This window comes from Streptomyces sp. NPDC058289 (assembly GCF_042880975.1).
Classification (GTDB): Bacteria; Actinomycetota; Actinomycetes; order Streptomycetales; family Streptomycetaceae; genus Streptomyces; species Streptomyces stoeckheimensis.
On sequence record NZ_JBHVYI010000081.1, the window covers coordinates 1 to 21,847 of the forward strand.

23 protein-coding genes and 1 tRNA gene are annotated in these 21,847 nt (G+C 71.5%); 11 read left to right on the forward strand and 13 right to left on the reverse strand.

Annotation, left to right across the window (positions count from 1 at the left end; all coding sequences use genetic code 11):
• Nucleotides 1–528 precede the first annotated feature (528 nt).
• Entirely contained in the window at nucleotides 529–981 is a 453-nt protein-coding gene (locus ACFVX6_RS31295; RefSeq protein ID WP_389697176.1) for a VOC family protein, read from the reverse strand.
• Nucleotides 982–1,086: 105 nt separating this feature from the next.
• Here ACFVX6_RS31295 and ACFVX6_RS31300 point away from each other — a divergent pair, with 105 nt between their 5' ends.
• From ACFVX6_RS31300 to ACFVX6_RS31325, 6 genes are all read left to right on the forward strand, one after another.
• Nucleotides 1,087–1,293 (forward strand): hypothetical protein, encoded by a 207-nt coding sequence (locus ACFVX6_RS31300; RefSeq protein WP_389697178.1) that lies wholly within the window; start codon nucleotides 1,087–1,089, stop codon nucleotides 1,291–1,293.
• A 425-nt stretch (nucleotides 1,294–1,718) separates the two neighbouring features.
• Entirely contained in the window at nucleotides 1,719–2,390 is a 672-nt protein-coding gene (locus ACFVX6_RS31305; RefSeq protein WP_389697180.1) for an HNH endonuclease family protein, read from the forward strand.
• Nucleotides 2,391–2,528: 138 nt separating this feature from the next.
• Nucleotides 2,529–4,181: an alkaline phosphatase D family protein gene (locus tag ACFVX6_RS31310; RefSeq protein ID WP_389697182.1), complete on the forward strand. Its 1,653-nt coding sequence runs from the start codon at nucleotides 2,529–2,531 to the stop codon at nucleotides 4,179–4,181.
• 158 nt (nucleotides 4,182–4,339) lie between these two features.
• On the forward strand, nucleotides 4,340–4,966 hold the full coding sequence (locus ACFVX6_RS31315) for a DedA family protein (protein WP_389697184.1): 627 nt from the start codon (nucleotides 4,340–4,342) through the stop codon (nucleotides 4,964–4,966).
• A 173-nt stretch (nucleotides 4,967–5,139) separates the two neighbouring features.
• Nucleotides 5,140–5,655, forward strand: a complete 516-nt coding sequence (locus ACFVX6_RS31320; protein ID WP_389697186.1) for a hypothetical protein — start codon at nucleotides 5,140–5,142, stop codon at nucleotides 5,653–5,655.
• A gap of 208 nt (nucleotides 5,656–5,863) precedes the next feature.
• Entirely contained in the window at nucleotides 5,864–6,766 is a 903-nt protein-coding gene (locus ACFVX6_RS31325; protein WP_389697188.1) for a universal stress protein, read from the forward strand.
• Between the two features lie 10 nt (nucleotides 6,767–6,776).
• Here the strand turns inward: ACFVX6_RS31325 and ACFVX6_RS31330 are convergent, their stop codons facing one another.
• On the reverse strand, nucleotides 6,777–7,007 hold the full coding sequence (locus ACFVX6_RS31330) for a DUF2277 domain-containing protein (protein ID WP_382758723.1): 231 nt from the start codon (nucleotides 7,005–7,007) through the stop codon (nucleotides 6,777–6,779).
• Between the two features lie 631 nt (nucleotides 7,008–7,638).
• On the opposite strand from ACFVX6_RS31330, the gene ACFVX6_RS31335 reads away from it, so the two are divergent.
• On the forward strand, nucleotides 7,639–8,004 hold the full coding sequence (locus ACFVX6_RS31335) for a hypothetical protein (RefSeq protein ID WP_389697190.1): 366 nt from the start codon (nucleotides 7,639–7,641) through the stop codon (nucleotides 8,002–8,004).
• Nucleotides 8,005–8,141: 137 nt separating this feature from the next.
• Here ACFVX6_RS31335 and ACFVX6_RS31340 read toward each other — a convergent pair.
• Nucleotides 8,142–8,216, reverse strand: a tRNA-Val gene (locus ACFVX6_RS31340).
• Nucleotides 8,217–8,332: 116 nt separating this feature from the next.
• Here ACFVX6_RS31340 and ACFVX6_RS31345 point away from each other — a divergent pair.
• From ACFVX6_RS31345 to ACFVX6_RS31355, 3 genes are all read left to right on the forward strand, one after another.
• Complete coding sequence (locus tag ACFVX6_RS31345) at nucleotides 8,333–9,580, forward strand: hypothetical protein (RefSeq protein ID WP_389697192.1); 1,248 nt, start codon at nucleotides 8,333–8,335, stop codon at nucleotides 9,578–9,580.
• Between the two features lie 335 nt (nucleotides 9,581–9,915).
• The gene (locus ACFVX6_RS31350; RefSeq protein WP_389697229.1) at nucleotides 9,916–10,452 is read left to right on the forward strand and encodes a DUF4383 domain-containing protein; all 537 of its coding nucleotides are present in this window, start codon (nucleotides 9,916–9,918) and stop codon (nucleotides 10,450–10,452) included.
• A 247-nt stretch (nucleotides 10,453–10,699) separates the two neighbouring features.
• On the forward strand, nucleotides 10,700–10,915 hold the full coding sequence (locus ACFVX6_RS31355) for a zinc ribbon domain-containing protein (RefSeq protein WP_389697194.1): 216 nt from the start codon (nucleotides 10,700–10,702) through the stop codon (nucleotides 10,913–10,915).
• Here ACFVX6_RS31355 and ACFVX6_RS31360 read toward each other — a convergent pair.
• Genes ACFVX6_RS31360 through ACFVX6_RS31375 form a run of 4 tightly spaced genes read right to left on the reverse strand, consistent with a single transcriptional unit; the run spans nucleotide 10,912 to nucleotide 16,163 of the window.
• Complete coding sequence (locus ACFVX6_RS31360; RefSeq protein WP_389697196.1) at nucleotides 10,912–11,571, reverse strand: O-methyltransferase; 660 nt, start codon at nucleotides 11,569–11,571, stop codon at nucleotides 10,912–10,914. The genes ACFVX6_RS31355 and ACFVX6_RS31360 overlap by 4 nt on opposite strands.
• Before the next feature lie 19 nt (nucleotides 11,572–11,590).
• The gene (locus ACFVX6_RS31365) at nucleotides 11,591–12,421 is read right to left on the reverse strand and encodes an HAD family hydrolase (RefSeq protein WP_389697198.1); all 831 of its coding nucleotides are present in this window, start codon (nucleotides 12,419–12,421) and stop codon (nucleotides 11,591–11,593) included.
• Nucleotides 12,418–14,964, reverse strand: a complete 2,547-nt coding sequence (locus ACFVX6_RS31370; RefSeq protein WP_389697230.1) for a phosphoribosyltransferase — start codon at nucleotides 14,962–14,964, stop codon at nucleotides 12,418–12,420. Before ACFVX6_RS31370 ends, ACFVX6_RS31365 begins: the two co-directional genes overlap by 4 nt.
• 32 nt (nucleotides 14,965–14,996) lie before the next feature.
• On the reverse strand, nucleotides 14,997–16,163 hold the full coding sequence (locus ACFVX6_RS31375; RefSeq protein WP_389697200.1) for an HpcH/HpaI aldolase/citrate lyase family protein: 1,167 nt from the start codon (nucleotides 16,161–16,163) through the stop codon (nucleotides 14,997–14,999).
• A 193-nt stretch (nucleotides 16,164–16,356) separates the two neighbouring features.
• On the opposite strand from ACFVX6_RS31375, the gene ACFVX6_RS31380 reads away from it, so the two are divergent.
• On the forward strand, nucleotides 16,357–17,124 hold the full coding sequence (locus tag ACFVX6_RS31380) for a TerD family protein (protein WP_389697232.1): 768 nt from the start codon (nucleotides 16,357–16,359) through the stop codon (nucleotides 17,122–17,124).
• Between the two features lie 70 nt (nucleotides 17,125–17,194).
• Here the strand turns inward: ACFVX6_RS31380 and ACFVX6_RS31385 are convergent, their stop codons facing one another.
• From ACFVX6_RS31385 to ACFVX6_RS31410, 6 genes are all read right to left on the reverse strand, one after another.
• A complete protein-coding gene (locus ACFVX6_RS31385; protein WP_267039314.1) occupies nucleotides 17,195–17,935 on the reverse strand; it encodes a Tellurium resistance in 741 nt (246 codons plus the stop codon).
• 140 nt (nucleotides 17,936–18,075) lie between these two features.
• A complete protein-coding gene (locus ACFVX6_RS31390; RefSeq protein WP_389697234.1) occupies nucleotides 18,076–19,191 on the reverse strand; it encodes a DUF475 domain-containing protein in 1,116 nt (371 codons plus the stop codon).
• Between the two features lie 25 nt (nucleotides 19,192–19,216).
• Nucleotides 19,217–19,792: a TerD family protein gene (locus ACFVX6_RS31395; RefSeq protein WP_389697203.1), complete on the reverse strand. Its 576-nt coding sequence runs from the start codon at nucleotides 19,790–19,792 to the stop codon at nucleotides 19,217–19,219.
• 152 nt (nucleotides 19,793–19,944) lie between these two features.
• A complete protein-coding gene (locus ACFVX6_RS31400) occupies nucleotides 19,945–20,520 on the reverse strand; it encodes a TerD family protein (protein WP_112446263.1) in 576 nt (191 codons plus the stop codon).
• A 161-nt stretch (nucleotides 20,521–20,681) separates the two neighbouring features.
• The gene (locus ACFVX6_RS31405; protein ID WP_250745560.1) at nucleotides 20,682–21,140 is read right to left on the reverse strand and encodes a peroxiredoxin; all 459 of its coding nucleotides are present in this window, start codon (nucleotides 21,138–21,140) and stop codon (nucleotides 20,682–20,684) included.
• A gap of 169 nt (nucleotides 21,141–21,309) precedes the next feature.
• Nucleotides 21,310–21,735: a DUF3052 domain-containing protein gene (locus ACFVX6_RS31410; protein ID WP_204357601.1), complete on the reverse strand. Its 426-nt coding sequence runs from the start codon at nucleotides 21,733–21,735 to the stop codon at nucleotides 21,310–21,312.
• Nucleotides 21,736–21,847 lie beyond the last annotated feature (112 nt).

Sequence of the window (21,847 nt, forward strand, 5' to 3'; positions counted from 1 at the left end):
GACGCACACCAAGCGACGCGGCGGGGCGGGCCAGATCCACCCGGCGCACCGGGGCCCACCGGGCCCACCGGCCAAGCCCCGCCCCCACCCTCCGGGCTCACCCACCAGCCAAGCCCCACCCCGCCTTTCGGGCTCGCCCACCAGCCAAGCCCCACCCCCCTCCGGGCTCACCCAGAAGCAGACCGGGCCCACCCGGCCGAGTCCCGCCCCCCGCCTTGCGGACCTGCCCGCCCCAGAGTCAGGTGGGGGCCACCAGGCCCGAGCGGCCAGGCTCGCCCTGCCCGCCCCACGCCGGCCGGACCTCAAGAGCCCGACACGCACCGGCCCCAGCAACCGACCCAAGCGGCCTGCTCGAGCAGCCCAACCCCAGCCGGCGCACCCGACCCACCCGCCGGGCCAAGCCCCACCAGCCGAGCCCCTCCCGACCCTGCGGCCCCACCCCATCGGGCACGCCTGACCGCCCAAGCCGAACCCAACCGACCGCCCCACCCCACCCCGCGCGGCTCAGGCCCAGGCCCAGGCCCAGCCTCAGGCGACGCAGAACTCATTCCCCTCGGGGTCCTGCATCACCACCCCGTAATGCGTCTCCAACTCGTCCAGCACGCGCAGCACACTCGCCCCCGCGCCGATGAGCCGCTCCACCGTGTCGTCGACCCGCCGCGTCCGGAGCTCCATCGGAACGCCGCGCCCACCGCTGACCTTCAGATCCAGGTGCACCCGGTTCTTGCCGGCCTTGGGCTCCGGAACCTGCTGGAACCACACCCGGGGCCCCCGCCCGGACGGATCCACGATCGACTCCGGCAACTCCCCCACCCCCTCGGGCAGCTCCTCCGCGGGCACCCCCATGCCCTCCCAGTAAGCGCGCCAGGTCGCGTGCCCGTCCGGCGCCGGCTCCGGCACGTAACCGAGCGCTTCGATCCAGAACGTCACCATCACCCGCGGATCGGCGCAGTCGATCGTCAGTTGCAACGTGGTCTCCATGACCTCAGCCTCGCAGTCGGGTCTGACAACGGGAGGTACGGTCGACCGTGGCGCACCGGATCGCCGGAATACGCAGGCCGAGAGCGTGACCACGGGGGAAATCGCATGACCGAACTGATCGTCCTCTTCAGCCTGATGGGGCTCGCGGCGCTGTACCTCATCGCCAAGGTGCTGCGCCGGGAACGCCGCCGCCGCTCAGTGACGACGGAGGGACTCCTGGTCGAGCTGGAGCGCACCGAGCAACTGCGCAAGGACCGGACCACCTACCACTCCAACGCGGTCCACAACAACCCTTTCACCACCGGACTCTGATTCCGGATCACGGCGCCGCCCCCGGAACGACCGGGAGCGGCGCCGTTGCCATGTCCACTGCCGGCACCACCTTCACCGCCACCGAGCCGAGCACAGGACCAGGCCCAGGAACGAACCCAGGACCAGACCCAGGACCGGACCCAGGAACGGACCCAGGGCTCGAACCAGGCCCGGGACATTAGCCCCACTCCCGCCTAACCCACCCCGTAACCCCAACTCCCCCCACCCATAAGCCCGTCACCAACCTCGCCATGACATGCTCATGCCTTCAGACTGTCACTTCGCGCCCATCCCCCCGAAACCCGGCGCGGCCAGCATGGCCACGCCGCACCGCACGCCCTTACCCGCACCGCACACCCCCACCCGCACCGCACACCCTCAGCACCTCCGGCGCCCACCACCCCTGCCCCCACCCAGGAGCCCTCATGTCCTCCACGCCCTCCAGGACTTCCACGACCTCCGTCTACGCGCGTCGACTCGGCACGCTCGCCTCCATACTCGCGGCAGCCTCCCTGACCACCCTCCTCAGCGCCCCCACCGCCGCCGCCTCCCCTCCCACCCCCATCAGCGCCGCGGCCGCCCGCTCGTACCTCGCCACCGTCACCCCGAAGACCGAAGGCTCCACCAGCGGTTACAGCCGCGACCTCTTCCCCCACTGGAGCACCGTCTCCGGCACCTGCAACACCCGCGAGACCGTCCTCAAGCGCGACGGTTCGGGCGTGGTCCAGGACTCCGCCTGCGCGGCCGTCAGCGGCAGCTGGTACTCCGAGTACGACGGCGCCACCTGGACCGCCGCCTCCGACGTCGACATCGACCACATGGTCCCCCTCGCCGAGGCCTGGCGCTCCGGCGCCAACTCCTGGACCACCGCCAAGCGCCAGCAGTTCGCCAACGACCTCAGCCGCCCCCAGCTCATCGCGGTCACCGACAACGTGAACCAGGCCAAGGGCGACCTCGACCCCGGCAAGTGGCTGCCGCCGCGCACCGCCTACCGCTGCACGTACGCCCGCATGTGGGTCGAGGTCAAGCAGTACTGGGCCCTGAGCATGGACTCGACGGAGAAGACGGCCCTGGTCAACATCCTCAACGCCTGCTGACACCCCCACACGGCCCCGCGCACCGCCACCCACCTCACCCCTGGCCAAGGATCTTTCCCCCGCCAGGGGGAGGTGGACCACCCCCTCCCCGTCGTACGGTGATCGAACGGCAACGCCGGATGAAGGAGGGGGAGTTACATGGGGGCATTGCGCCTGGGACCGCTGCTGCGCCACGTCGACTGGGACGCGGGCGACTCCGCCACGCTGTGGATCGAGGCGGACCGCCCGTGCACCGCCGAGGTGCGGTGCGCCGACGGTTCCGGCGGGAGCGTCCACACCTTCCAGATAGCCGGCCACCACTACGCCCTGATCACCGTCACCGGACTCACCCCGGACTCCACCACGGCCTACGAGGTCCTCCTCGACGGTCTCCGGGTCTGGCCGCTGCCCGACAGCCCGTTCCCCGCGAGCACCATCACCACCCCGCCCGCGGGACGGCCCGGCTCCACGACCGCTCCCGACCTGCGCCTGACCTTCGGCTCCTGCCGCCAGGCCGCCCCGCCGGCCGACCGGCGCGGACCGCACGGCCCCGACGCGCTCGACACCCTCGCCGCAGATCTGGCCGCCGACCCGGAGGCGGTGCGGCCCGACGTCCTGCTCCTCCTCGGCGACCAGGTGTACGCGGACCAGCTCTCCCGCTCCACCCGCCAGTGGCTGGCGGCCCGGCGGGACCTCCGCGAGGCCCCCGGCGCCCAGGTCGCGGACTTCGAGGAGTACACCCGGCTCTACTACGAATCCTGGCTCGATCCGGAGATCCGCTGGCTGCTCTCCACCGTCCCGAGCCTGCACATGTTCGACGACCACGATGTCATCGACGACTGGAACACCAGCGCCGCGTGGCTGGCGGAGATGCGCGCCACCCCGTGGTGGCAGGAGCGGGTGGTCAGCGGCCTCATGTCGTACTGGGTGTACCAGCACCTGGGCAACCTCTCCCCCGCCGAGCTGGCGGCCGACCCCATGTTCGAGGCGGTCCGGGCGACCCCCGACGGCACCGACGCGCTACGGGCCTTCGCCACCTCGGCGGACGCCGACCCGACCACGGTGCGCTGGAGCTACCGGCGCGACTTCGGCCGGTCCCGGCTGCTGATGGTGGACACCCGGGCCGCCCGGGTGCTCGCCGAGGACGGGCGGGCCATGCTCGACGCGGCGGAACAGCAGTGGCTCCGCGAGAACGTCCTGGCCGGACACGGGGGGTACGACCACCTCCTCATCGGCTCGTCACTGCCCTGGCTGATGCCGCCGCTCGTACACGACGCGGAGGTGTGGAATGCCGCGCTGTGCCGCGGGGAGCGGGGCCCTAGGTGGGCCCGGATCGGGGAGAACCTGCGCCGGCGGAGCGATCTGGAGCACTGGGCGGCGTTCCCGACCTCGTTCGCGGCGCTGAGCGACCTGATCGAGGAAGTGGGCACGGGCCCCCGGGCGCCGGCGACGGTGTGCGTGCTCTCGGGAGACGTGCACCACGCGTATGTGGCCGAGCCCCGAATACCCAGCACGGCGCAGGTGTTCCAGCTGACGTGCTCCCCTGTCCACAACTCCATCCACACGGCCGTGAAATGGGGCTTCCGGCTGGGCTGGTCACGGCTCGGCCGGTGGCTGGGCCGGGGCTTCTCCCGGCACGGCCGGACGGGCCGGCCTCCGCTGAGCTGGCGGCGTACGGGCGGCCCGTTCTTCGGCAACCAGCTCATGACGCTCGCGCTGTCGGGGCGCTCCGCGCGGCTGCGCCTGGACCAAGCCCGCAAGGGCCCCCGCCTGGTGACGGTCCTGGACCGCGACCTCACGCCGCCGCGCTGACGCACGGCGGGGCGACCCGTCACGCCGGAGCACCGCCCCGGGCGTCCGGTCCGTGGACACCCGGCGTACGCTGTTCCGCTGTCAGCCGCCCCTGCCGCTCCCCGCGACGTCGCGGCGCCTCACGCCGAGGCACGTCAACCGGACTGGGGAGTCCCGTTTTGCTTGAGACTCTGGGCTCGCTGACTTCGAGCCCGTGGATCTACGCCCTCGTGGCGCTGTCCATCCTGCTCGACGTGTTCCTGCCGGTGCTGCCGAGCGGGGTGCTGGTGGTCACCGCTGCGGCTGCCGCCGCTGCGGCAGCCGGGGCGGCGGGACCCGGGCCCGTGCAGCCGCAGGTGCCGGACATCCTGGCGCTGCTGGTGACGGCCGTCACCGCCTCGGTACTGGGCGACATGGCCGCGTACCGGCTGGCCCGCCGGGGCGGGGCCCGTCTCGACCGCGCCATCGCCCGCTCCCGCCGGCTCACCCGGGCCCACGAGCGCCTCGGCACCGCCCTCGCGCGCGGCGGCGGCGCCCTCGTGGTGATCGCCCGCTTCGCCCCGGCCGGCCGCTCGGTGGTCTCCCTGGGCGCGGGCAAGACCCACCGCAAGGTCCGGGAGTTCCTGCCCTGGTCGGTCCTGGCCGCCATCGCCTGGGCCGGCTACAGCATCGCCCTCGGGTACTTCGGCACCCAGTGGCTGGGCACCACCTGGCTCGGCACCGCGATCTCCCTGATCGCCCTCTTCGCCGCGGGCTCCCTGGCCGCCTTCGTAGTCCGCCGCCCCACCCCCACCCCCACCGCCTGACCCCACTCCCTCCGGCCCCGCCCCACGCCCGCCCCGCCTCCCCCGGGCGGAGCAGTGCCTCACCCGTTCACCCGGCAGCGATCGCCGCGGCCGCGCCGGGCTCCTAGCGTCCAGAGAACGGTGCGCACCCGAATCCGCGCCGCGCAGTTCCCGGAGCCCGAGGAGTCCTCTCCATGTCCGCCACCCCCCACAGCCCCCGCCGGTACCGCCCCCTCCCCCGCCTGCTGGCCGTCGCCGCAGCGACAGTCGCCTTCGCCGCAGGCGCGCCGCCGACCCTCGCCCAGGCCCAGCCCTCCGGCAGCGTCTCCCCGACCAACGTCGCCCCCGGGGGCCGGGTCAGCCTCAACGTCACCGGCTGCGGCACCCGCACCGGCAAGGCCACCTCCCGCGCCTTCGGCGACGTCTGGCTGACCCCCGGCAACGCCGAGGCCACCAACCTCTTCGGCTCCGCCACCACCTCCCGGAACATCAGCGCCGGCTCACATCCCGTCACCTTCGAGTGCGGCGGCCCCGGCGGCGAGCGCGTCACCGTGGCGCTGAACATCACCCCGGGCGCCGCCCGCGGCGGACTCGGCGGCAGCGTCGGCTCCATGAGCCCGGGCCAGATCGCCATCGGCGGCGCCCTCGTAGCCGGTGCGCTGGGTGCCGGCGTCTGGATCCTGCGCCGCCGCACGGGCCACGCCTCCTGAGCCGACTCGACGCCCCACCCGCCACCCCGACCCAAGCAACCCAACCCAACCCAACCCGAACCAACCCCACCCGCCCCGAACCCGTGCTCCCCTCCCCACGACGGGAGTGGCCGATGGTCCCGCCCCCTTCGGGACTTTCCCCACTCCCGCCGGGAGCCCCCTCCCGCAAGGCTGAGTCCACGCACCGCTGCCCCTCAAGGAGCCCGCCATGGACCAGAGCCCGCGCCCCGTGATCGCCGCCGTCGACGGTTCCGCGAACGCAAACCGGGCCCTGGAATGGGCCGTCTCCCAGGCTCTGATGACCGGAGCCCCGCTGCGCATCGTGCACGCCCGCCTCTACATGAACACCATCGGCGCAGCCCTGTCCGGGGCCTTCACCGAGCCGGGCCTCGACGACGACCCCGTACTGATCCGGGTCCGCGAGGCACTCGACGGCCGCGCCGGACTCCCCCCGATCGAGTACGCCTCGCACCCCGGCGCCCCCGAGCAGGTACTGCCCCGGCTGGGCGAGGACGCCCAGATGATGGTCCTCGGCTCGCGCGGCCGCGGCGGCTTCGCCAGCCTGCTCCTCGGCTCGAACGGCATCGCCTGCGCCGGCCAGGCCGCCTGCCCCGTGGTGGTCGTTCCGCGCGCCGAGCCGCCCCTGCACGACCCGTACGGGCAGGTCGTACTCGGCCTCAACAGCGCGGTCCCCGACGCGAGCACCACCTCCTTCGCCTTCCGCGAGGCGGCCCGGCGCGGGGCCCGGCTCCAGGTCGTCGTCGCGCACGCCAGGCCCGGCCGAACCTTCACCGTCGCCGGCGCCATCGCCACGGCCGCGCACGAGGAGACGGCCAACGCCCACGAGGTCGCGGCCCTGGCCGCCGCGCACCTGCGCCCGTACGCCGAGCAGTTCCCGGAGGTGGAGATCGAGCAGCTGTCGGCGCCCGGCGACGCGGCCGGCCACCTGGTCGCCGCCTCCCGGGCCGCGGACCTGATCGTCATCGGCCGCCACCGCAAGCGCCCGCTCTCCCCGCGCCTGGGCTCCGTCACCAACGCGGTACTGCTCCACACCGGCTGCCCGGTCGCTGTGGTCCCCCTGGAGGAGAACGCCGTCCCGGCAGCCGCCTGACCGCCCGACCTCACCCGGCCACGGCCGCTCCCGCCCCCCTGACGTGAAGCCCTTCCAACAGGTCTCGCGTCGCCTCCGCGACCGCGTCGACGGCGGCGTCGAAGACCTCCTGGTTGTGCGCGGCCGGCGCCCTGAAGCCGGACACCTTCCGCACGTACTGCAGGGCGGCGGCCCGGATCTCCTCCTCGGTCGCCTTCTCCGGAATGGCGGGCGGACGCAACGTCTTGATCGATCGGCACATACCTCCACTATCCCGCCCCACGAACAAGCTGTCACCGCTCGACTTCCCCACCCGACCAGCCCCACAGAAGCCCCCCCCGCCATGAACAGCCGGGGGGCTTCTCGCTAGCCGGCCCGGACGGTTCCGCACCGCCGACCTCTACGTGCAAGCCCGCCCGACCCCACGCGGCAGCCGCCGGCCCGAGGTCACGCCGCCTCCACGGGCCACCCGGAACCGCCGGTGTCCACCACCCGCGCCGCCCTCAGCCATGAGCATCAACGGCCGCTCACCACCAGCCCCACTTCTTCTTCCGAAGCTCCCGCATCTTGGCTTGAGCCTCCTTGACCTCCCCCTGCGCCGCCCCTCCTCGTGTCCAGCGTCCCTGATGCTTGGCGCACTGGCCGCTCCCGACGATCGCCTTGTTCCGACACCGGCCACCGCGCTTCGTCACCGCACCGCACTTGGGTTGCGTCACCTCGCCCCCTCCTCGCCCACCCGACGTGAGCACCCCTTGCACGGTGCCGGAAGCGCCAAGGAGCAGGAAGGGCGCACAGGAACGCACCGGGAGCTCATGGGGCACTCAGCCGGCCGTCGAAGAGCAATCACGGCAACCGCTCGGTCCACGGACGGAGCCCCGCCTGCCCTCGGCACCATGGATGCCATCTGGACGGCTGTGGTCGCTGCCGGCTCGGCCGTCGTGGCCAGCGCAACGACGGGCTGGTTCACCACGGTCGCCGCCAGGACACAGGCCCGCCTGAACCGTGAGATGCAGGCCTCGCAGCTCCTGGAAGGACCTCCGGCAGCCGGAGTCGCCGTACGGGAGCTCTACGAGGCGGTGAACGCGTTCTGGAGCGCGGCCCGTCGGCTGAATGACGCCGTGCACTCCGGTGATCCTGCGCGGATTGCAGAACATCGGGCCTTGACGGACCAGCGCCGAAGAGAGGCGCGGAGCAACCGCGATGCCTTCGTGGAGTCGGCCCGAGAAGCGCTCAACCCCTCCGCCAACACGGCGGTGTAGGGGCTGGCCGGGCCCCAGCCGATGTTGCTCCCCGCGCGGACTGACGGGACCCCGAAAAGACTCGGCACCGTCCGTCGCGGCTGCCGCACAGCCGGACGCAGAAAGACCCCCGCCGTGAACGGCGGGGGTCTTCTCACTGGTGGGCGCGGACGGTTTCGAACCGCCGACATCTGCTTTGTAAGAGCAGCGCTCTACCCCTGAGCTACGCACCCGTGGATGAGTGGACAGCCTACATGCAGCGCACACCCCCCACGCAAACCCGTTCCCGTGGGGGAGAATGGACCGGGGCAGGGGAATTGCGGACGGACCGGGTACGGGAGAGGCGACTGTGACGACGGCACCCCGGCGGTGGTTCGGCGGCGGGCGGGACGAGAGTCGGCGGGCGGATGCGCAGGCGGCGAAGGACGCTGCCGCGGCGGCGTTCTACGAGCTGGACACCGCGCAGCGGGATCTGCGGATCTCGATCGAGACGATCGCGGCCGCGGACGGCTCCCCGGAGGCGCGTCGGGTCGGTGAGGGGTTCGCCGCGCTCGGGCAGCGGATCGACCAGGTCAGCCACGTGTACATCGATGCCGTCGACGCACACGATCTCGATCGGGTGGAGTTGGAGGCGTCCGCCGCGACGCGCGCCCGGGAGGAGCTGACGCGGGCCAAGGAGGAGCTGGTACGGGTCAAGGGCGAGCTCGACCGGTTCGCAGCCGGGCTGCAGCCGCTGCTGGACCGGGCCGAGACCCAGCTGGCCCGGGTGGCGCCCGCACGGGAGCGGGCCAGGGCCGCGCTGCTCGCGGCGAGCACGGCGCTGGACGAGGTGCGCGGCAAGGGGATCCGGGCCGACGACCTGGCCGCCCGGCTGGCCGCGCTCGGGCCGGAACTGACCAAGTTGAACCAGGGCGCCGCGCAGCACGGCGTGCAGGAGACCGTGCAGCGCGCCGACCGGATCCTGCGCGATGCCGAGGCGATACGGGCCGAGGCGGCGCGGCTTCCGGAGCGGGCTGCGGAGATCGACCGGCGGCTGGTGAGCCTGCGGACCCGGGCGCAGGCCCTGCGCAACCGGGCGGACCGGGTGGATCCGGTGCTCAGCGAGCTGCGCCGGCGTTTCAGCGCGGCCTGCTGGCAGGACCTCCAGCAGGTTCCGGAGCAGGCGGTACGGGACGTCGCGCAGGCGGAGGAGCGGCTCGCAGAAGCCGGCCGGGCCCGCGACCAGCAGCAGTGGGCCGTCGTGGCGGCCCTGGTCGAGGCGGTGCGGGCTTCGCTGGACGCCACCGACGAGGCGGTGTCGGCGGCGCAGGACCGGCTGACCCGGCTGGAGGCGGTGGCACGGGACCCGCAGGCGGAGGTGCAGCGGACCCGGTTCGCGATCCGGGACGCGCAGCGCCTGGCGATGGAGGGCCGCACGGTCCCCGAGGCCCGACACGCGCGCCCGCTCGACGAAGCGGTGGCCCGGGTCGCCCGGGCGCTGTCCGCCCTGGAGGACCGCCACCCCGACTACTGGGCCTTCCTCCAGGAGATGGAGGCCGTACGGTCCTCCGTGCAGCGGGTCGTGACGGACATCCGGACCGAGCGCGGCCACGCCTGAGCGGCTCCCGGTCCGGACTTGTCCGGGTGGCGGCACCGGCGGATGCTGGAGGGGCCAGAAACGGAGCAGAGGAGGGCGCCATGGCCGCCCACGCTTCTCACGGACAGCACAGGCCCCACGGACTTCGCGGACTGCACAGGCCGCACAGACCCCGTTGGTCCCGGGCTTCCGGCACACCCCAGGCGCCGCCCGTGCCCCACGCGCCGCAGGAGTCGTACGCGCCCCACGCGCTCTACGGGTGCCACGAGCCCCACGAGCACTACGCGCCCTACGTGGCCCACGAGCCGTACGCGACGGCGGCACCGCCCCGGAACTCCCCCGGGATCCTGCAGCGCATGATGCGTCCCGTGAACGCGCGCCTCGACGAGCACCTGCCCGGCGATCACCGGCTCAGCCAGGTCTACCGGGTCGGCGCCGGGCTGACCGGACTGCTGCTGGTGGCCTTCGGAATCCTCGGGCTCATCGACCGGATCGGATTCTTCGACACCGGCGGGGACACCGTGCTCGCGCTGAACACCAACGGCGCGCTGAGCGTGCTGTCGATCTGCATCGGGCTGCTGCTGTTCACCGGGATGGTCATCGGCGGCACCTTCGCCTCGACGCTCAACATCGTGCTGGGCGTGCTGTTCATCGCGAGCGGGTTCGTGAACCTCGCGCTGCTCGACACCAAGATGAACTTCCTGGCCTTCCACATCCCCAACGTGCTGTTCAGCTTCGTGGTCGGCGTGATGCTCATGTGGTTCGGGATGTACGGGCGGGTGGGCAGCGCCCTGCCGCACGACAACCCGTACTGGCGCGCCCGCCACCCCGAGCAGGCGGCTCGGGAGCAGCGGGCACGTACGAGCGCGAGGCCCGTCGGCAGGCCGGCGTAGGCGCGGGGACCTGCTCGACGGTCGCGAGACGGCCTACCCCTCGATGCGCTCGACCTTGTCCACCAGGAAGAGGAAGGAAGAGGAAGGACAGGGCGCCGCCGATCGTGATGCCGCCGATCAGCATCAGCGGCAGGAAGACGCGCTCTCTCCCTCGGCCCCGCCCACGTCCGCACTCGCGACGGCCGACGCCTCAGCGCGGCGCGGCAGCGCTTCCCGGCCGGGGGGACCACTGCGTAGCCTGTACCGCATGCCCCGTTACGAATTCCGCTGCCGGACCTGCGAAGACACCTTCGAGGTCAGCCGGCCCATGGCCGAGTCCTCCGCGCCCGCCGACTGCCCCGCCGGGCACGCCGATACCGTCAGGCTGTTGTCCGCCGTCGCCGTCGGCGGGAGCAGCGCAGCCCCCGCCGCGCCCATGGGAGGCGGCGGCGGAGGCTGCTGTGGCGGGGGTGGCTGCGGCTAGCGCTTGCGGGACAGGGTGATGCCGTCGGAGATCGCCAGCAGCACCGACTCCATGCGGGGGTCCGCCACGACGTGGTCGTTGTAGGCCTGGACCCCCGCCGCCCCACCGGTCGCCGCCGGGTCCAGCACCGCGCCGTGGTACAGCGTGTTGTCCGTGACGAGCAGCGCGCCCGGGCGCAGCCGCGGTACGAGCTCCTCCCAGTAGGCGATCTGGCTCTGCTTGTCCGCGTCCATGTACGCCATGTCGATGTGCGGCTCCGCCGGCATCGCGCGCAGCGTCTCCAGCGCGGGCGCGATCCGCAGGTCGATGCGGTCCGCGACCCCGGCCTTCGCCCAGGCCTCGCGCGCGTACGCCGTCCACTCCTCCGAGACGTCGCACGCGATGAGGCGTCCGTCCGCCGGCATGGCCTGCGCCATCGACAGGGAGGAGAAGCCGGTGAAGGTACCGATCTCCACGATGTGCCGCGCGCCGGTCAGCCGGACCAGGAAGGCGAGCAGCGGCCCCTGCTCCTCCGCCGACTGCATTCCGGCCGCATCCGGGAACACCTCGTACGTCGTCGCCACCAGCCCCCGCTGGACCTCGTCCAGCGGGGGGTTGTGCGCGAGCATGTACTGGTAGAGCTCGTCTGTGATCTTGGTGCTGTTGCCCTTGGTCATGGGCCCAGTGTGCCCACGATCAGGCGGCGGGGGTGCCCAGTCTCGCCACTTCGCGGGTGAACGCGCGCACGATCTCCTCACCGGCCAGCACGCCCGCCTGGGCCAGCGTCGTCACGTGCGGCGCCGTCCAGCCCGCGTCGGCCAGCTCGCCGTGGCCCGGCCGCCAGGCCGTGTCCGCCGCGAGCAGCAGGTCCGCGTCCAGCAGCGAGTCGCCGGCGGCCAGCGTGCTCGTGGCCTCCGTGCGCCGGGCCACTTCGTGCATCGCCGCGCTCTTGGTCAGCGGCCGCGGGACGGCGTAGATCTTCCGGCCCTGGAGCGAGACGGTCCAGCCGCGCGCCTCGGACCATTCCGCCAACGTCTTGATCCACTCCGCGGGGACCAGCGCCCGCTCCACGACCAGGTACGCGAACAGGTCCTCCGCCACCCGCGCCTTGCGCAGCCACGCCGGGTCGGTCACGGACATCAGGTGCGCGTGCATCTCCTCCAGCGGGACGGATTCCGCGGCGAGCCGCGCCGCGACCTGGCGGCGCCAGTCCCGGTCCGGGATCCCGTCCACCAGCAGCTGGCCGCCGTTGGCGCAGATCGCGTACTTCGCCGGCCGGCCGGGGAAGCGGATGCGCTGGTACTGCTTGCGGGTCCGGGTGGTGGTCGGGACGAACACCGCTCCCGGGTCGGCCGACAGCTCCGCCAGCAGCCCCGCCGCCGTCTCGGTCATGTACGACAGCGGCTTGCTCTCGTGCACCTCCACGCACAGCAGCCGGGGGGCCACCGGGTCGGGCATGGTCAGGCCGAGCGCGGCCGTCGAGTAGATGAGCGTACGGTCGAGGTCACTGGCTACGATGACGGTCACTTGGCGGCCACAGCCTTTCCGTCGGCGCCCGTGGCGCCGCGCGTGAAGCGGGGATGGATGAGTCCTACGCAGCTGTACGGCAGGCCGTCGACCTCTTCGACCGGCACCCCCCGCTGCTCCGCGAGGAGTCGTACGTGGTCAAGGTCGGCCCCGGCGCCGCGCTGCGCGAGGATCTTCCACGGCACCCGGCGCAGCAGCACCCGGGTGGTCTCGCCGACGCCCGGCTTGACGAGGTTCACGTCGTGGATGCCGTACTCCTCGCTGATCCGCTCCACCGCCCGCCAGCCCACCCAGGTCGGCGTGCGGTCGGCGGCGAGGAGCTCCTTGACCTCGGCGTCCACGGCCTCGGCCACCTCCTCGAAGTGCGCGGAGACGGTGTCGACGAACGCGACGGAGACATCGGCCCCGGCGAGCTCGCGGTAGAACTTCGCGCCGTGGAAATCGGCGGGCCCGACCAGGTCGGACCTGAGAACCGTACGCGAGACGAGCCCGGAAACGGTCGAATTGAGACAGGCGGAGGGGATCAGGAAGTCCTCGCGCGTGCCGTACGTCTCCACGCACGAGCCGGGGTCGGCGAGGACCACGATCTCCGGGTTGAAGCCCTCGAACTCACCCAGGGCCTCGCGCAGTTCGCGGGTGATCGCGCCCTTGCCGGTCCAGCCGTCGACGAAGACCACGTCGGCCGGATCGTGGTGGGCGGCCAGCCAGCGCAGCGCGTTGGCGTCGATGCCGCGGCCGCGCACGATGGAGACGGCGTAGTGCGGCAGGTCCAGGCCGTGCCGGGCCTGCGCCCAGCGCCGCATCAGCACGCCCACGGGGGTGCCGGCTCGGGCGAGCGAGACCAGAACGGGGGACGGGCCGGGGTCCCTCCCATGCCGAAGGCTATGGGAGCGCTCGGCGAGGACCGTCTCGGTGACGGTGCCGACGGCTCGGGCCATCCGGGCGGCGGAGGCGGTCAGCGCGCTCTGGTAGAGCTGCTGGTACTCCGGGGACGGCTGGAACTCCACCGGCAGCGATTCCGCGTAGTGCGCGCCGCCCGCCTGGATGGCCTCCTCGCGCTCCTCGGTCGGGGCCTCCAGCTCGACGTCGGAGAGGTCCTGGAGCAGCCAGCCGACGTCTTCGGCGGCGTAGGAGGAGAAGGCGGGCCCGCGCAGTGGTTCGCCCAGCTGCTCGCTCAGCGGTTCGCCCTGCGGCTCGGTCATGATCGGCTCCTGCCGGTCGGGTACGTACGAAGGTATGACCGCCAGTAGGACCCGGCCGGTGTGCGGTGCGAGGGCCGCGAGCAGGCCGGTACGGAGCTCTGCGGTGTCCCCGGCCGAGTCCACGACGGCGACCACGGCGTCGAAGCGAGCACCGGCCGTGCCGGCGACGTTGTACGCGTACCGGTCTCCCGGGCCGTCGGCCGGGTCGTCGTGGGCGGGGAAGACCAGCCGGGTGCGGATGGCGTAGCCGGGGTCGTCCACGGCGAGCACCGGCGAGCGGGTGGTGGTGGAGAAGCGGACCTCGGCCGCCGCGCCGGACGCCTCCAGGGCCTGCGCGAGGCGCAGCGGGGCGTACATCAGCTCCTCGTTGCCGAGTACGAGGACCCGCGCGGGGGCCGCGCCGAGCGCGGCCTCGAGCCGGTCCGCCATGGCGGGCAGCGCCGCCTCCAGGGCTGCGCGGTGCGAGGGGGTGAATCCGTGGCGACCGCCGTCGGGTATCCCGGCCGGCCAGTCCAGTTCCACGCGGGTGATCGGGTGCGGGTCGTCTGCCGGGGCGCCGCCCCGGACCCCGCTGCTCAAACGCCGCAGGGGCTGATCTTGCCCACCCCCGGCCTCGGCCTCGTAATGCTCCACCAGTGCCCGGCCCTTCTCCAGCACACCCTCCGGGAGGGAGACCGTGCCCGAGGCCAGGGATATGAGGTCCACCCGCGCCCCCAGCTCCTCCGCGAACGCGACAAGGCGGTCGCGGTCGGCCGGGGAGCGCATGTCGACCAGGGCGACGACCACGTAGTGGCCGCGGGGGTGGCGGGCGTGGAGGTCGGCGATGGTGTTCAGGACGGTGTTGCCGGTGGAGAACTCGTCGTCGACGAGGACCAGCGGGCCCGAGCCCGCCAGCAGCTTCGGGTCCTCGGGGAGCAGCAGGTGCGAGGTGGCGTGCGAGTGGGCCTCCTCGAAGCCGCCCGCGGCCTCCACGCCGGGCACGGGGCGGCGGGTGGAGTGCAGGTACGGGGCGCTGCCGAGGCCGTCGGCCACGCAGTGGCCCAGCCCGGTCGCGGTCTCCGCGTATCCCAGGACGACCGCCGAGGCCGCCTCCGCGTCGCCCAGCAGCTCCCGGACCCGCTCGCCGAGCCCGTACCCGGCGGCGTACACGGCCGCCGGGGACTGCGGGACGTGCTTGCCCAGCACCCGCGACACGAGCAGGTGGGCCCGCTTGGGGTTGCGCCGCAGCGCCAGCCCGAGGAGCTCTTCCAGCGCCGGCCCGCCGGTCCCGGTACCCGTCCCGTCCTCCAGGCTCACGCCCAGCCGGTCCGCGACCCACGTTCCCGACCACACCGCTTCGATCGTCTTGCCCTTCTTCGCAGTCAACAGCCCGGTCACACCTGGAGCCCGGCCGTGAGGAGATCGACGAAGCCGACCTCCTCCTTCGCCACACCGAAGACCTCGGCGCGCAGCATGGTGCGCTCGGCCCAGGCCCGGTGGGGCTTCACCTCGTTCATCTTGTTCGTGTAGGCGGAACGCATCACTCCGCCGCCCCCGCGCTCGGGGCGCAGGATGTCTTGAGCATCGCTGAACTCCTCGTGCGACACCACCGAGAGCGCGTGGACCGGGGTGACGTGGGCGGGGTGGATGCAGGTCTTGCCCAGCAGCCCGTTGGCCCGGTCGAGCTCGATCTCGCGCAGCAGCCCGTCCAGGTCGTGCTCGATCAGCGCGGTGCGCAGCTCCTCGACGCCCTCCTCCAGGAAGGGGCTGCGGCGCAGCTGCGGCTTGAAGAGGCGCTGCTGGCTGCGGAAGTACTCCCACACGGGCCCGGTGACGGTGAAGCCGGTGCCGTCGGCGCGGCTGAGCACGTTGACCACGTCGGCGATCACCCCGGCGACGATCTGGACGTCGTAGGCGGTCATGTCGGGGGTGCGGCGCAGCCCGTACGCGGAGCAGAAGTCGGTCACGCCGAGGCGGAGCGCCAGGACGCGCTCGCGGTACTTGTTGACCGTGCGGGAGATCCCGGCGAGGGCCTCGACCCGGGTCTCCAGGTGGAGCAGCTCGGGGGTCTCCAGGACGGGCATCGCGTACAGCCGGGGCAGTCCGCTCGCGGTCTCCGCCTGCGCGACGGCGTCGAGGAAGGCGATGCCCCGGCTCTCGCTGAATTTGGGGAGCACGAATCCGGCCAGTCTCGACGCCGAGCCGCCGAGCCGGTGCACGAGGTCGGGGATCTGCTCGGGTTCCCGGACGCGGATGAAGAGCAGCGGGAGCTCCGCCGGGTCCTCGTGGAGGGCGGCGAACTGCCGGACGAGGTTCTCCTCGCCCCCCGGGACGTCCGCGTCGCTGATGGAATCCTCCAGGCAGAGGACCATGGAGACGACCCCGAGGCCGGCCTGCTTGCGGATGTCACGGGCGAGCTGGGGACGGGTGGCCGGGCTGTAGAGCGTGGCTCCCAGCGCGGCCGCGAGCGTGGTGGCGGGAGAGGCGGCGGTGAACTCTGTCGGCTCCTGGTGGAAGAGGTCCTTGCGGACGGTGGGCGAAATATGCCCGAAGTGACGCATGTGCTTCCCCCGTACAGGCTCGGCGGCCGATCTGGCGTGGCCGGTAATAGTACGTACGAACGTGAGTCAAAAATTCCTCAAGCACATGAAATCCAGGTAACCCTCTTGCACCATGCCCAGGTCTCGCGATCCGGACAAGGTCTACGGGGGGCCGCATTGTCCCGGTCCCGCCCGGGAGGGCAGGATGACCGGCATGACGCACGCGATGCAGAAGGGCTCCAACATCCCCGTGGCCGCCTTGGCGGTCCGCGCGGTGCTGCGCTGGACCGCGGGGCCCGACGTGCCCGACGTGGACGCCTCGGCGCTGCTCGTGGGGGCGGACGGGCGCGTGCGCTCGGACGAGGACTTCGTGTTCTACAACCAGCCCCGGCACCCCTCCGGGGCCGTCTGGCGGCTCGGGAAGAAGCAGCTCGGCGACGGGATCACCGACGCCGTACAGGCGGACCTGCGGGCCGTCACCCCGGCCGTGGACCGGATCCTCGTCGTCGCCTCCGCCGAGGACGTCCCCTTCGAGCGGGTCCACGACCTGCGGATCCTCCTCTACGACGCCACCGCGACCGGCGGCTCCGAACCGCTGGCCTACTTCGACGTGCGGCCGGAGACGGGCGCCGAGACGGCGCTGATCTGCGGCGAGCTGTACCGGCGGGCGGACGCCTGGAAGTTCCGCGCGCTCGGCGAGGGCTACTCCAACGGGCTCGTCGGCCTGGCCACCGACCACGGGATCTCCGTGGACGAGAACGCCCCCGAGGCCCAGGAACAGGCCCCGGACCAGGCCCAGGGCCAGCCCCAGGCGCAGGGACGGGCCCCGTCGGTCACCCCGGCCCCGCCCACCCAGGCCCCGCCGGTCGCCCAGCCCGCCTACGGCTACCCGCAGCCGGTGGCGCAGGCCCCGGTGCCGGCTCCGGGCGGGGACCCGTCCTTCCGGCTGCCGGCGCAGGGCCCGCAGTTCATCCGCAGGTGACCGGCGGCCGGACCGGGCGGAACCGGCGGACCGGGCAGAACCGGCGGACGGGGCAGCCCGGCCGGCCCCGTCAGGTCTTGGTCTTGTAGCCCCGGCCCCACTGGAGGCCCCACCCGTACAGCCGGTCCAGCTCGGCCTGGAACCCGTACACGAAGGTGACCTCGCGCCGCACGATCAGCTCTCCCTTGACGTTCTCCAGGGAGACGACCGCGCAGGAGCGGGCGTGCGGGTGGCGCTCCTCCAGGGGGATCTCGATGCGCGGCCCGGTGATCGGGTAGAGGGTGACCAGGGCGTGCGTCCGGTCGAAGGCCGGGGTCTGGTCGTAGATGTACACGAAGACCAGCAGCCGCTTGATCTCCTCGGCGTGGTCGAGATTGACGAAGATCGTCTCGCCGGAGGGCGCCCCGAACCGGTCGTCCCCGCTGAGCTTCACGTACGGCGGGCTGTTGATGTCCCCGTGCAGGTTCCCCAGCGGCTGGACGACGCCCCGGGTCCCGTCGGTCAGTTCGTAGAGGCAGCCGATGTCGAGGTCGACATTGACCATGCCCTGGGTGTGCGCCTGCACCATGTCCGGCTTGAACAGCTTGAACGGATGCCGGAAGAGCTGCCCGCTCTGGCCGGTGCTGCGGCCGCCTATGTCCGAGGTGCGCATCCGCCAGGAGAGGTTCACGCGCAGATTGCCGTGCACCGCCCCCTGTTTGGTGAGCGATACCGTCGGATGGCGTTTGGTCAGCTCGATCGCGTTCGACGAGGCACTGCCCGACTGGAACTGCGTACCGCGGCTGCCCCTGATGCCGTCGAAGAATCCCATCCCCACAACCCCCCTTGTCCCTTGGCGCGCTCGGACCCCTGCCGGCACGCCGACGTCCCGACATGCGGACGGGGCGGCCCGGTAGGTCCGTGGACCCGCCGGACCGCCCCGCACTTGAGCGTTCCGCATTACCGCCGCGATCATGCCTCGGCGGTGGAACCCTCCAGTTCCAGGCGCTTGTTGCGGCGCACCGAGGACCAGAAGGACCATCCGATCAGCACGACGCCGACGAGGCCGGTGATGACCTCGTTGATCTCGTACTGGATGGTGACGAGCAGGATGACGGCGAGCGCGCCGATGGCGTAGTGCGCGCCGTGCTCCAGGTAGACGTAGTCGTCGAGGGTGCCCTGGCGGACCAGGTAGACCGTCAGCGACCGGACGTACATGGCACCGATACCGAGGCCGAGGGCCATGATCACGATGTCGCTGGTGATGGCGAAGGCGCCGATGACCCCGTCGAAGGAGAAGGAGGCGTCGAGGACTTCGAGGTAGAGGAACATGAAGAACGCGGCCTTGCCGGCCATGGCGACGACCGAGACGGGCTTGCCGCTCTTCTTCGCCTCTTCCTCGGCCTCGTGTTCGTGCTCCTCCTCTTCCTCCAGCTTGTTCTCGAAGTAGCCGGAGAGGCCGCCGACGATCATGTAGGTGATCAGGCCGAGGATGCCGGAGATCAGCACCGTCTGCGCCTTGTCCACGTGCATGCCGCCGTGCTGGTGGGCGTTGACGGCGAAGGTCATCGCAGTGATGACCAGGACGATCAGCGCGATGCACGCCGACAGCATGTCGATCTTGCCGAGCTTGGCCAGCGGGCGCTCCAGCCACGCGAGCCACTTGATGTCACGGTCCTCGAAGATGAAGTCGAGGAAGATCATCAGCAGGAACATGCCACCGAAGGCGGCGATGGACGGGTGCGCGTCCGTGACGAGCTGCTTGTACATGTCCTGGTCGGACACCGCGAGATCGACGGCCTCGATCGGCCCGATCTTGGCGCTGATCGCGACGATCACGATCGGGAAGACCAGGCGCATGCCGAAGACGGCGATGAGAACACCGATGGTGAGGAAGATCTTCTGCCAGAAGGCATTCATCTTCTTCAGAATTCCGGCGTTGACGACCGCGTTGTCGAAGGACAGCGAGATCTCCAGGATGGTCAGGATCGCAACGACCCCGAAGGCCTCCCACCCCCCGTAGAGCACCGCTGCGACCAGTCCGAGCGCAGTGACTGCGAACGACCAGCCGAAGGTTTTCAGAACCACTGGCATCCCATCGTGTTGTACGGCTTTACGAAACGTTGACCCCGAAGTCTAGAGCGATGCCGCGGAGCCCCGACGCGTACCCCTGCCCCACTGCACGGAACTTCCATTCACCCCCGTACCGGTAGACCTCGCCGAAGATCATCGCGGTCTCGCTGGAGGCGTCCTCGGAAAGGTCGTAGCGGGCGAGTTCCTGACCGTCCGCCTCGTTCACCACGCGGATGAAGGCATTGCTGACCTGGCCGAAGCTCTGCATACGGGCCTCGGCCTCGTGGATCGAGACGGGAAAGACGATCTTGTCCACGCCGGCCGGGACCTTGCTGAGGTCGACGATGATCGACTCGTCGTCGCCTTCACCCTCGCCGGTGAGGTTGTCCCCCGTGTGTTCGACGGAGCCCTCGGGGCTCTTCAGGTTGTTGTAGAAGACGAAGTACTCGTCCCCGAGCACCCGGCCGTTGCTGCACAGCAGTGCGCTGGCGTCGAGGTCGAAGTCGGCGCCCGTGGTCGAGCGCGCGTCCCATCCGAGGCCGATCAGAACCCGGGTGAGGTTCGGTGCGGCTTTGGAGAGGGAGACATTGCCCCCCTTGGCGAGTGTGACGCCCATGTTGTGGTCCTCCCCGGACGACGGTGGTGATGTGGCGAAGTGGCGGTACGGCGGTCTGACGGTACGGCGATGTGGCCGTAAAGCCGGTCCGGCGCCGTACACACGAGTGCACGGCGCCGGACGGATGGAACGACTGCTCTGGTGGAGCAGGCTCAGACGTTGACGCCGAAGTCCTGCGCGATACCGCGCAGGCCCGAGGCGTAGCCCTGGCCGATGGCGCGGAACTTCCACTCCGCACCGTTGCGGTAGAGCTCGCCGAAGACCATGGCGGTCTCCGTCGAGGCGTCCTCCGACAGGTCGTAGCGGGCGAGCTCGGCGTTGTCGGCCTGGTTCACGACGCGGATGTACGCGTTGCGGACCTGGCCGAAGCTCTGCTGGCGGCTCTCGGCCTCGTAGATCGAGACCGGGAAGACGATCTTGGCCACGTCGGCGGGCACGCCGGCGAGGTTGACCTTGATCGCCTCGTCGTCGCCCTCGCCCTCACCGGTGGTGTTGTCACCGGTGTGCTCGACCGAGCCGTCGGGGCTCTTCAGATTGTTGAAGAAGACGAAGTTCGCGTCGCTGGCGACCTTGCCCTGGTCGTTGGTCAGGATCGCGCTGGCGTCGAGGTCGAAGTCGACACCGGTGGTGGTGCGAGCGTCCCAGCCCAGACCGACGATGACCGCCGTCAGGTTCGGCGCGGCCTTGGTCAGCGAGACGTTGCCGCCCTTGCTGAGGCTGACTCCCACGGGTCCTCCATAAGGTTTTGTGTGGGGCGGGGCCCCGTCGTGCGGTTGCTACCGGATCAACGTTTCGATCCTAGTGACGGGTTCCCGCCTGTACGGGCTTATTCCAGGCGAACGGGCCCGCGTGCCTGTCGGCACCGTGCCCATGAGCCTGCGGCACGGACTCAGAGGCTGTCGAGGGCCTTGATGTACTCGTTCAGGTCACGGGCGTCGGGCAGCCCGTTGACGACGCTCCAGCGCACGATGCCGTCGCGGTCGATGACGAAGGTGCCGCGCACCGCGCAGCCCTTCTCCTCGTCGAAGACCCCGTAGGCGCGGGAGGCCTCCCCGTGCGGCCAGAAGTCGGACAGCAGGGGGTACTCCAGCCCCTCCTGCTCGCCGAAGACGCGCAGGGTCGGTACGGAGTCGTTGGAGACCGCCAGGAGCTGCACGTCGTCGTTCTGGAAGCGCGGCAGCTGGTCGCGCAGCTCGCAGAGCTCGCCGGTGCAGACGCCGGTGAAGGCGAAGGGGTAGAAGAGCAGCACGACGGCCTTCTCCCCCCGGAAGTCGGAGAGCCGCACGACCCTGCCGTGGTTGTCCTTGAGCTCGAAGTCCGGGGCCTTGCTGCCGACCTCGATCGCCATCTGTCGCATCCCTTCGTCCCGCATCCCTGCGTTGGGCTGTTCGGGTGATCTCACCTTATGGGTCCACCGCGCGTCCGGCTCCGGCCCGCCCGCGAAACGCACACACCCCGCCCACCGGGAAGCTTCCGGCGGGCGGGGTGCGTGTGTCCGCATGACTGCGGGGCGCGGCTCAGCGCTTGGACTTGGCCGTCTTCGGAGTCACCAGCTTGGTGGCGGTCCACTCCTTGCCGACGGGGAGACCCTTCGCCAGCGAGAGGCCGGCCGTCTCGGCGGCCTCGCTGATGTCGCTGGCCTCGACGAAACCGTCCTTGCCGGTCTTGGGGGTCACCAGCAGGATCAGTGCGCCGTCCTCGACCAGCTCGGTCGCATCGACCAGGGCGTCCGTCAGGTCGCCGTCGTCCTCCCGGAACCACAGCAGAACCGCGTCTGCGACATCGTCGTAGTCCTCATCGACGAGTTCGGTGACGTGATCCTCTACGGCATCACGGAATTCCTGATCGACGTCGTCGTCGTAGCCGATCTCCTGGACCACCTGTTCGGACTGGAAACCCAGCCTGGCGGCCAGGTTCTCCGCGTGGTCCGCGGTCGCGCTCACGGGGTGCCTCCTGCTCATGTTCGGTGAATGTTCTTCGGCGGCGCGCGTACGCGCAGCATTGGGCGTAGTCCACACGGGCGCGGCGGATCGCGCAAGTACCCGGCCGCCGAGA

What these genes read in the sequence shown, in the direction of transcription:
- ACFVX6_RS31300 (WP_389697178.1), top strand. Translation starts at nt 1,087, where the DNA reads ATGACCGAACTGATCGTCCTCTTCAGCCTGATGGGGCTCGCGGCGCTG.
- ACFVX6_RS31310 (WP_389697182.1), top strand. Translation starts at nt 2,529, where the DNA reads ATGGGGGCATTGCGCCTGGGACCGCTGCTGCGCCACGTCGACTGGGAC.
- ACFVX6_RS31305 (WP_389697180.1), top strand. Translation starts at nt 1,719, where the DNA reads ATGTCCTCCACGCCCTCCAGGACTTCCACGACCTCCGTCTACGCGCGT.
- ACFVX6_RS31395 (WP_389697203.1), bottom strand. Translation starts at nt 19,792, where the DNA reads ATGGGCGTCACACTCGCCAAGGGGGGCAATGTCTCCCTCTCCAAAGCC.
- ACFVX6_RS31355 (WP_389697194.1), top strand. Translation starts at nt 10,700, where the DNA reads ATGCCCCGTTACGAATTCCGCTGCCGGACCTGCGAAGACACCTTCGAG.
- ACFVX6_RS31405 (WP_250745560.1), bottom strand. Translation starts at nt 21,140, where the DNA reads ATGGCGATCGAGGTCGGCAGCAAGGCCCCGGACTTCGAGCTCAAGGAC.
- ACFVX6_RS31380 (WP_389697232.1), top strand. Translation starts at nt 16,357, where the DNA reads ATGACGCACGCGATGCAGAAGGGCTCCAACATCCCCGTGGCCGCCTTG.
- ACFVX6_RS31350 (WP_389697229.1), top strand. Translation starts at nt 9,916, where the DNA reads ATGATGCGTCCCGTGAACGCGCGCCTCGACGAGCACCTGCCCGGCGAT.
- ACFVX6_RS31335 (WP_389697190.1), top strand. Translation starts at nt 7,639, where the DNA reads ATGGATGCCATCTGGACGGCTGTGGTCGCTGCCGGCTCGGCCGTCGTG.
- ACFVX6_RS31325 (WP_389697188.1), top strand. Translation starts at nt 5,864, where the DNA reads ATGGACCAGAGCCCGCGCCCCGTGATCGCCGCCGTCGACGGTTCCGCG.
- ACFVX6_RS31295 (WP_389697176.1), bottom strand. Translation starts at nt 981, where the DNA reads ATGGAGACCACGTTGCAACTGACGATCGACTGCGCCGATCCGCGGGTG.
- ACFVX6_RS31360 (WP_389697196.1), bottom strand. Translation starts at nt 11,571, where the DNA reads ATGACCAAGGGCAACAGCACCAAGATCACAGACGAGCTCTACCAGTAC.
- ACFVX6_RS31385 (WP_267039314.1), bottom strand. Translation starts at nt 17,935, where the DNA reads ATGGGATTCTTCGACGGCATCAGGGGCAGCCGCGGTACGCAGTTCCAG.
- ACFVX6_RS31320 (WP_389697186.1), top strand. Translation starts at nt 5,140, where the DNA reads ATGTCCGCCACCCCCCACAGCCCCCGCCGGTACCGCCCCCTCCCCCGC.
- ACFVX6_RS31375 (WP_389697200.1), bottom strand. Translation starts at nt 16,163, where the DNA reads ATGCGTCACTTCGGGCATATTTCGCCCACCGTCCGCAAGGACCTCTTC.
- ACFVX6_RS31330 (WP_382758723.1), bottom strand. Translation starts at nt 7,007, where the DNA reads ATGTGCCGATCGATCAAGACGTTGCGTCCGCCCGCCATTCCGGAGAAG.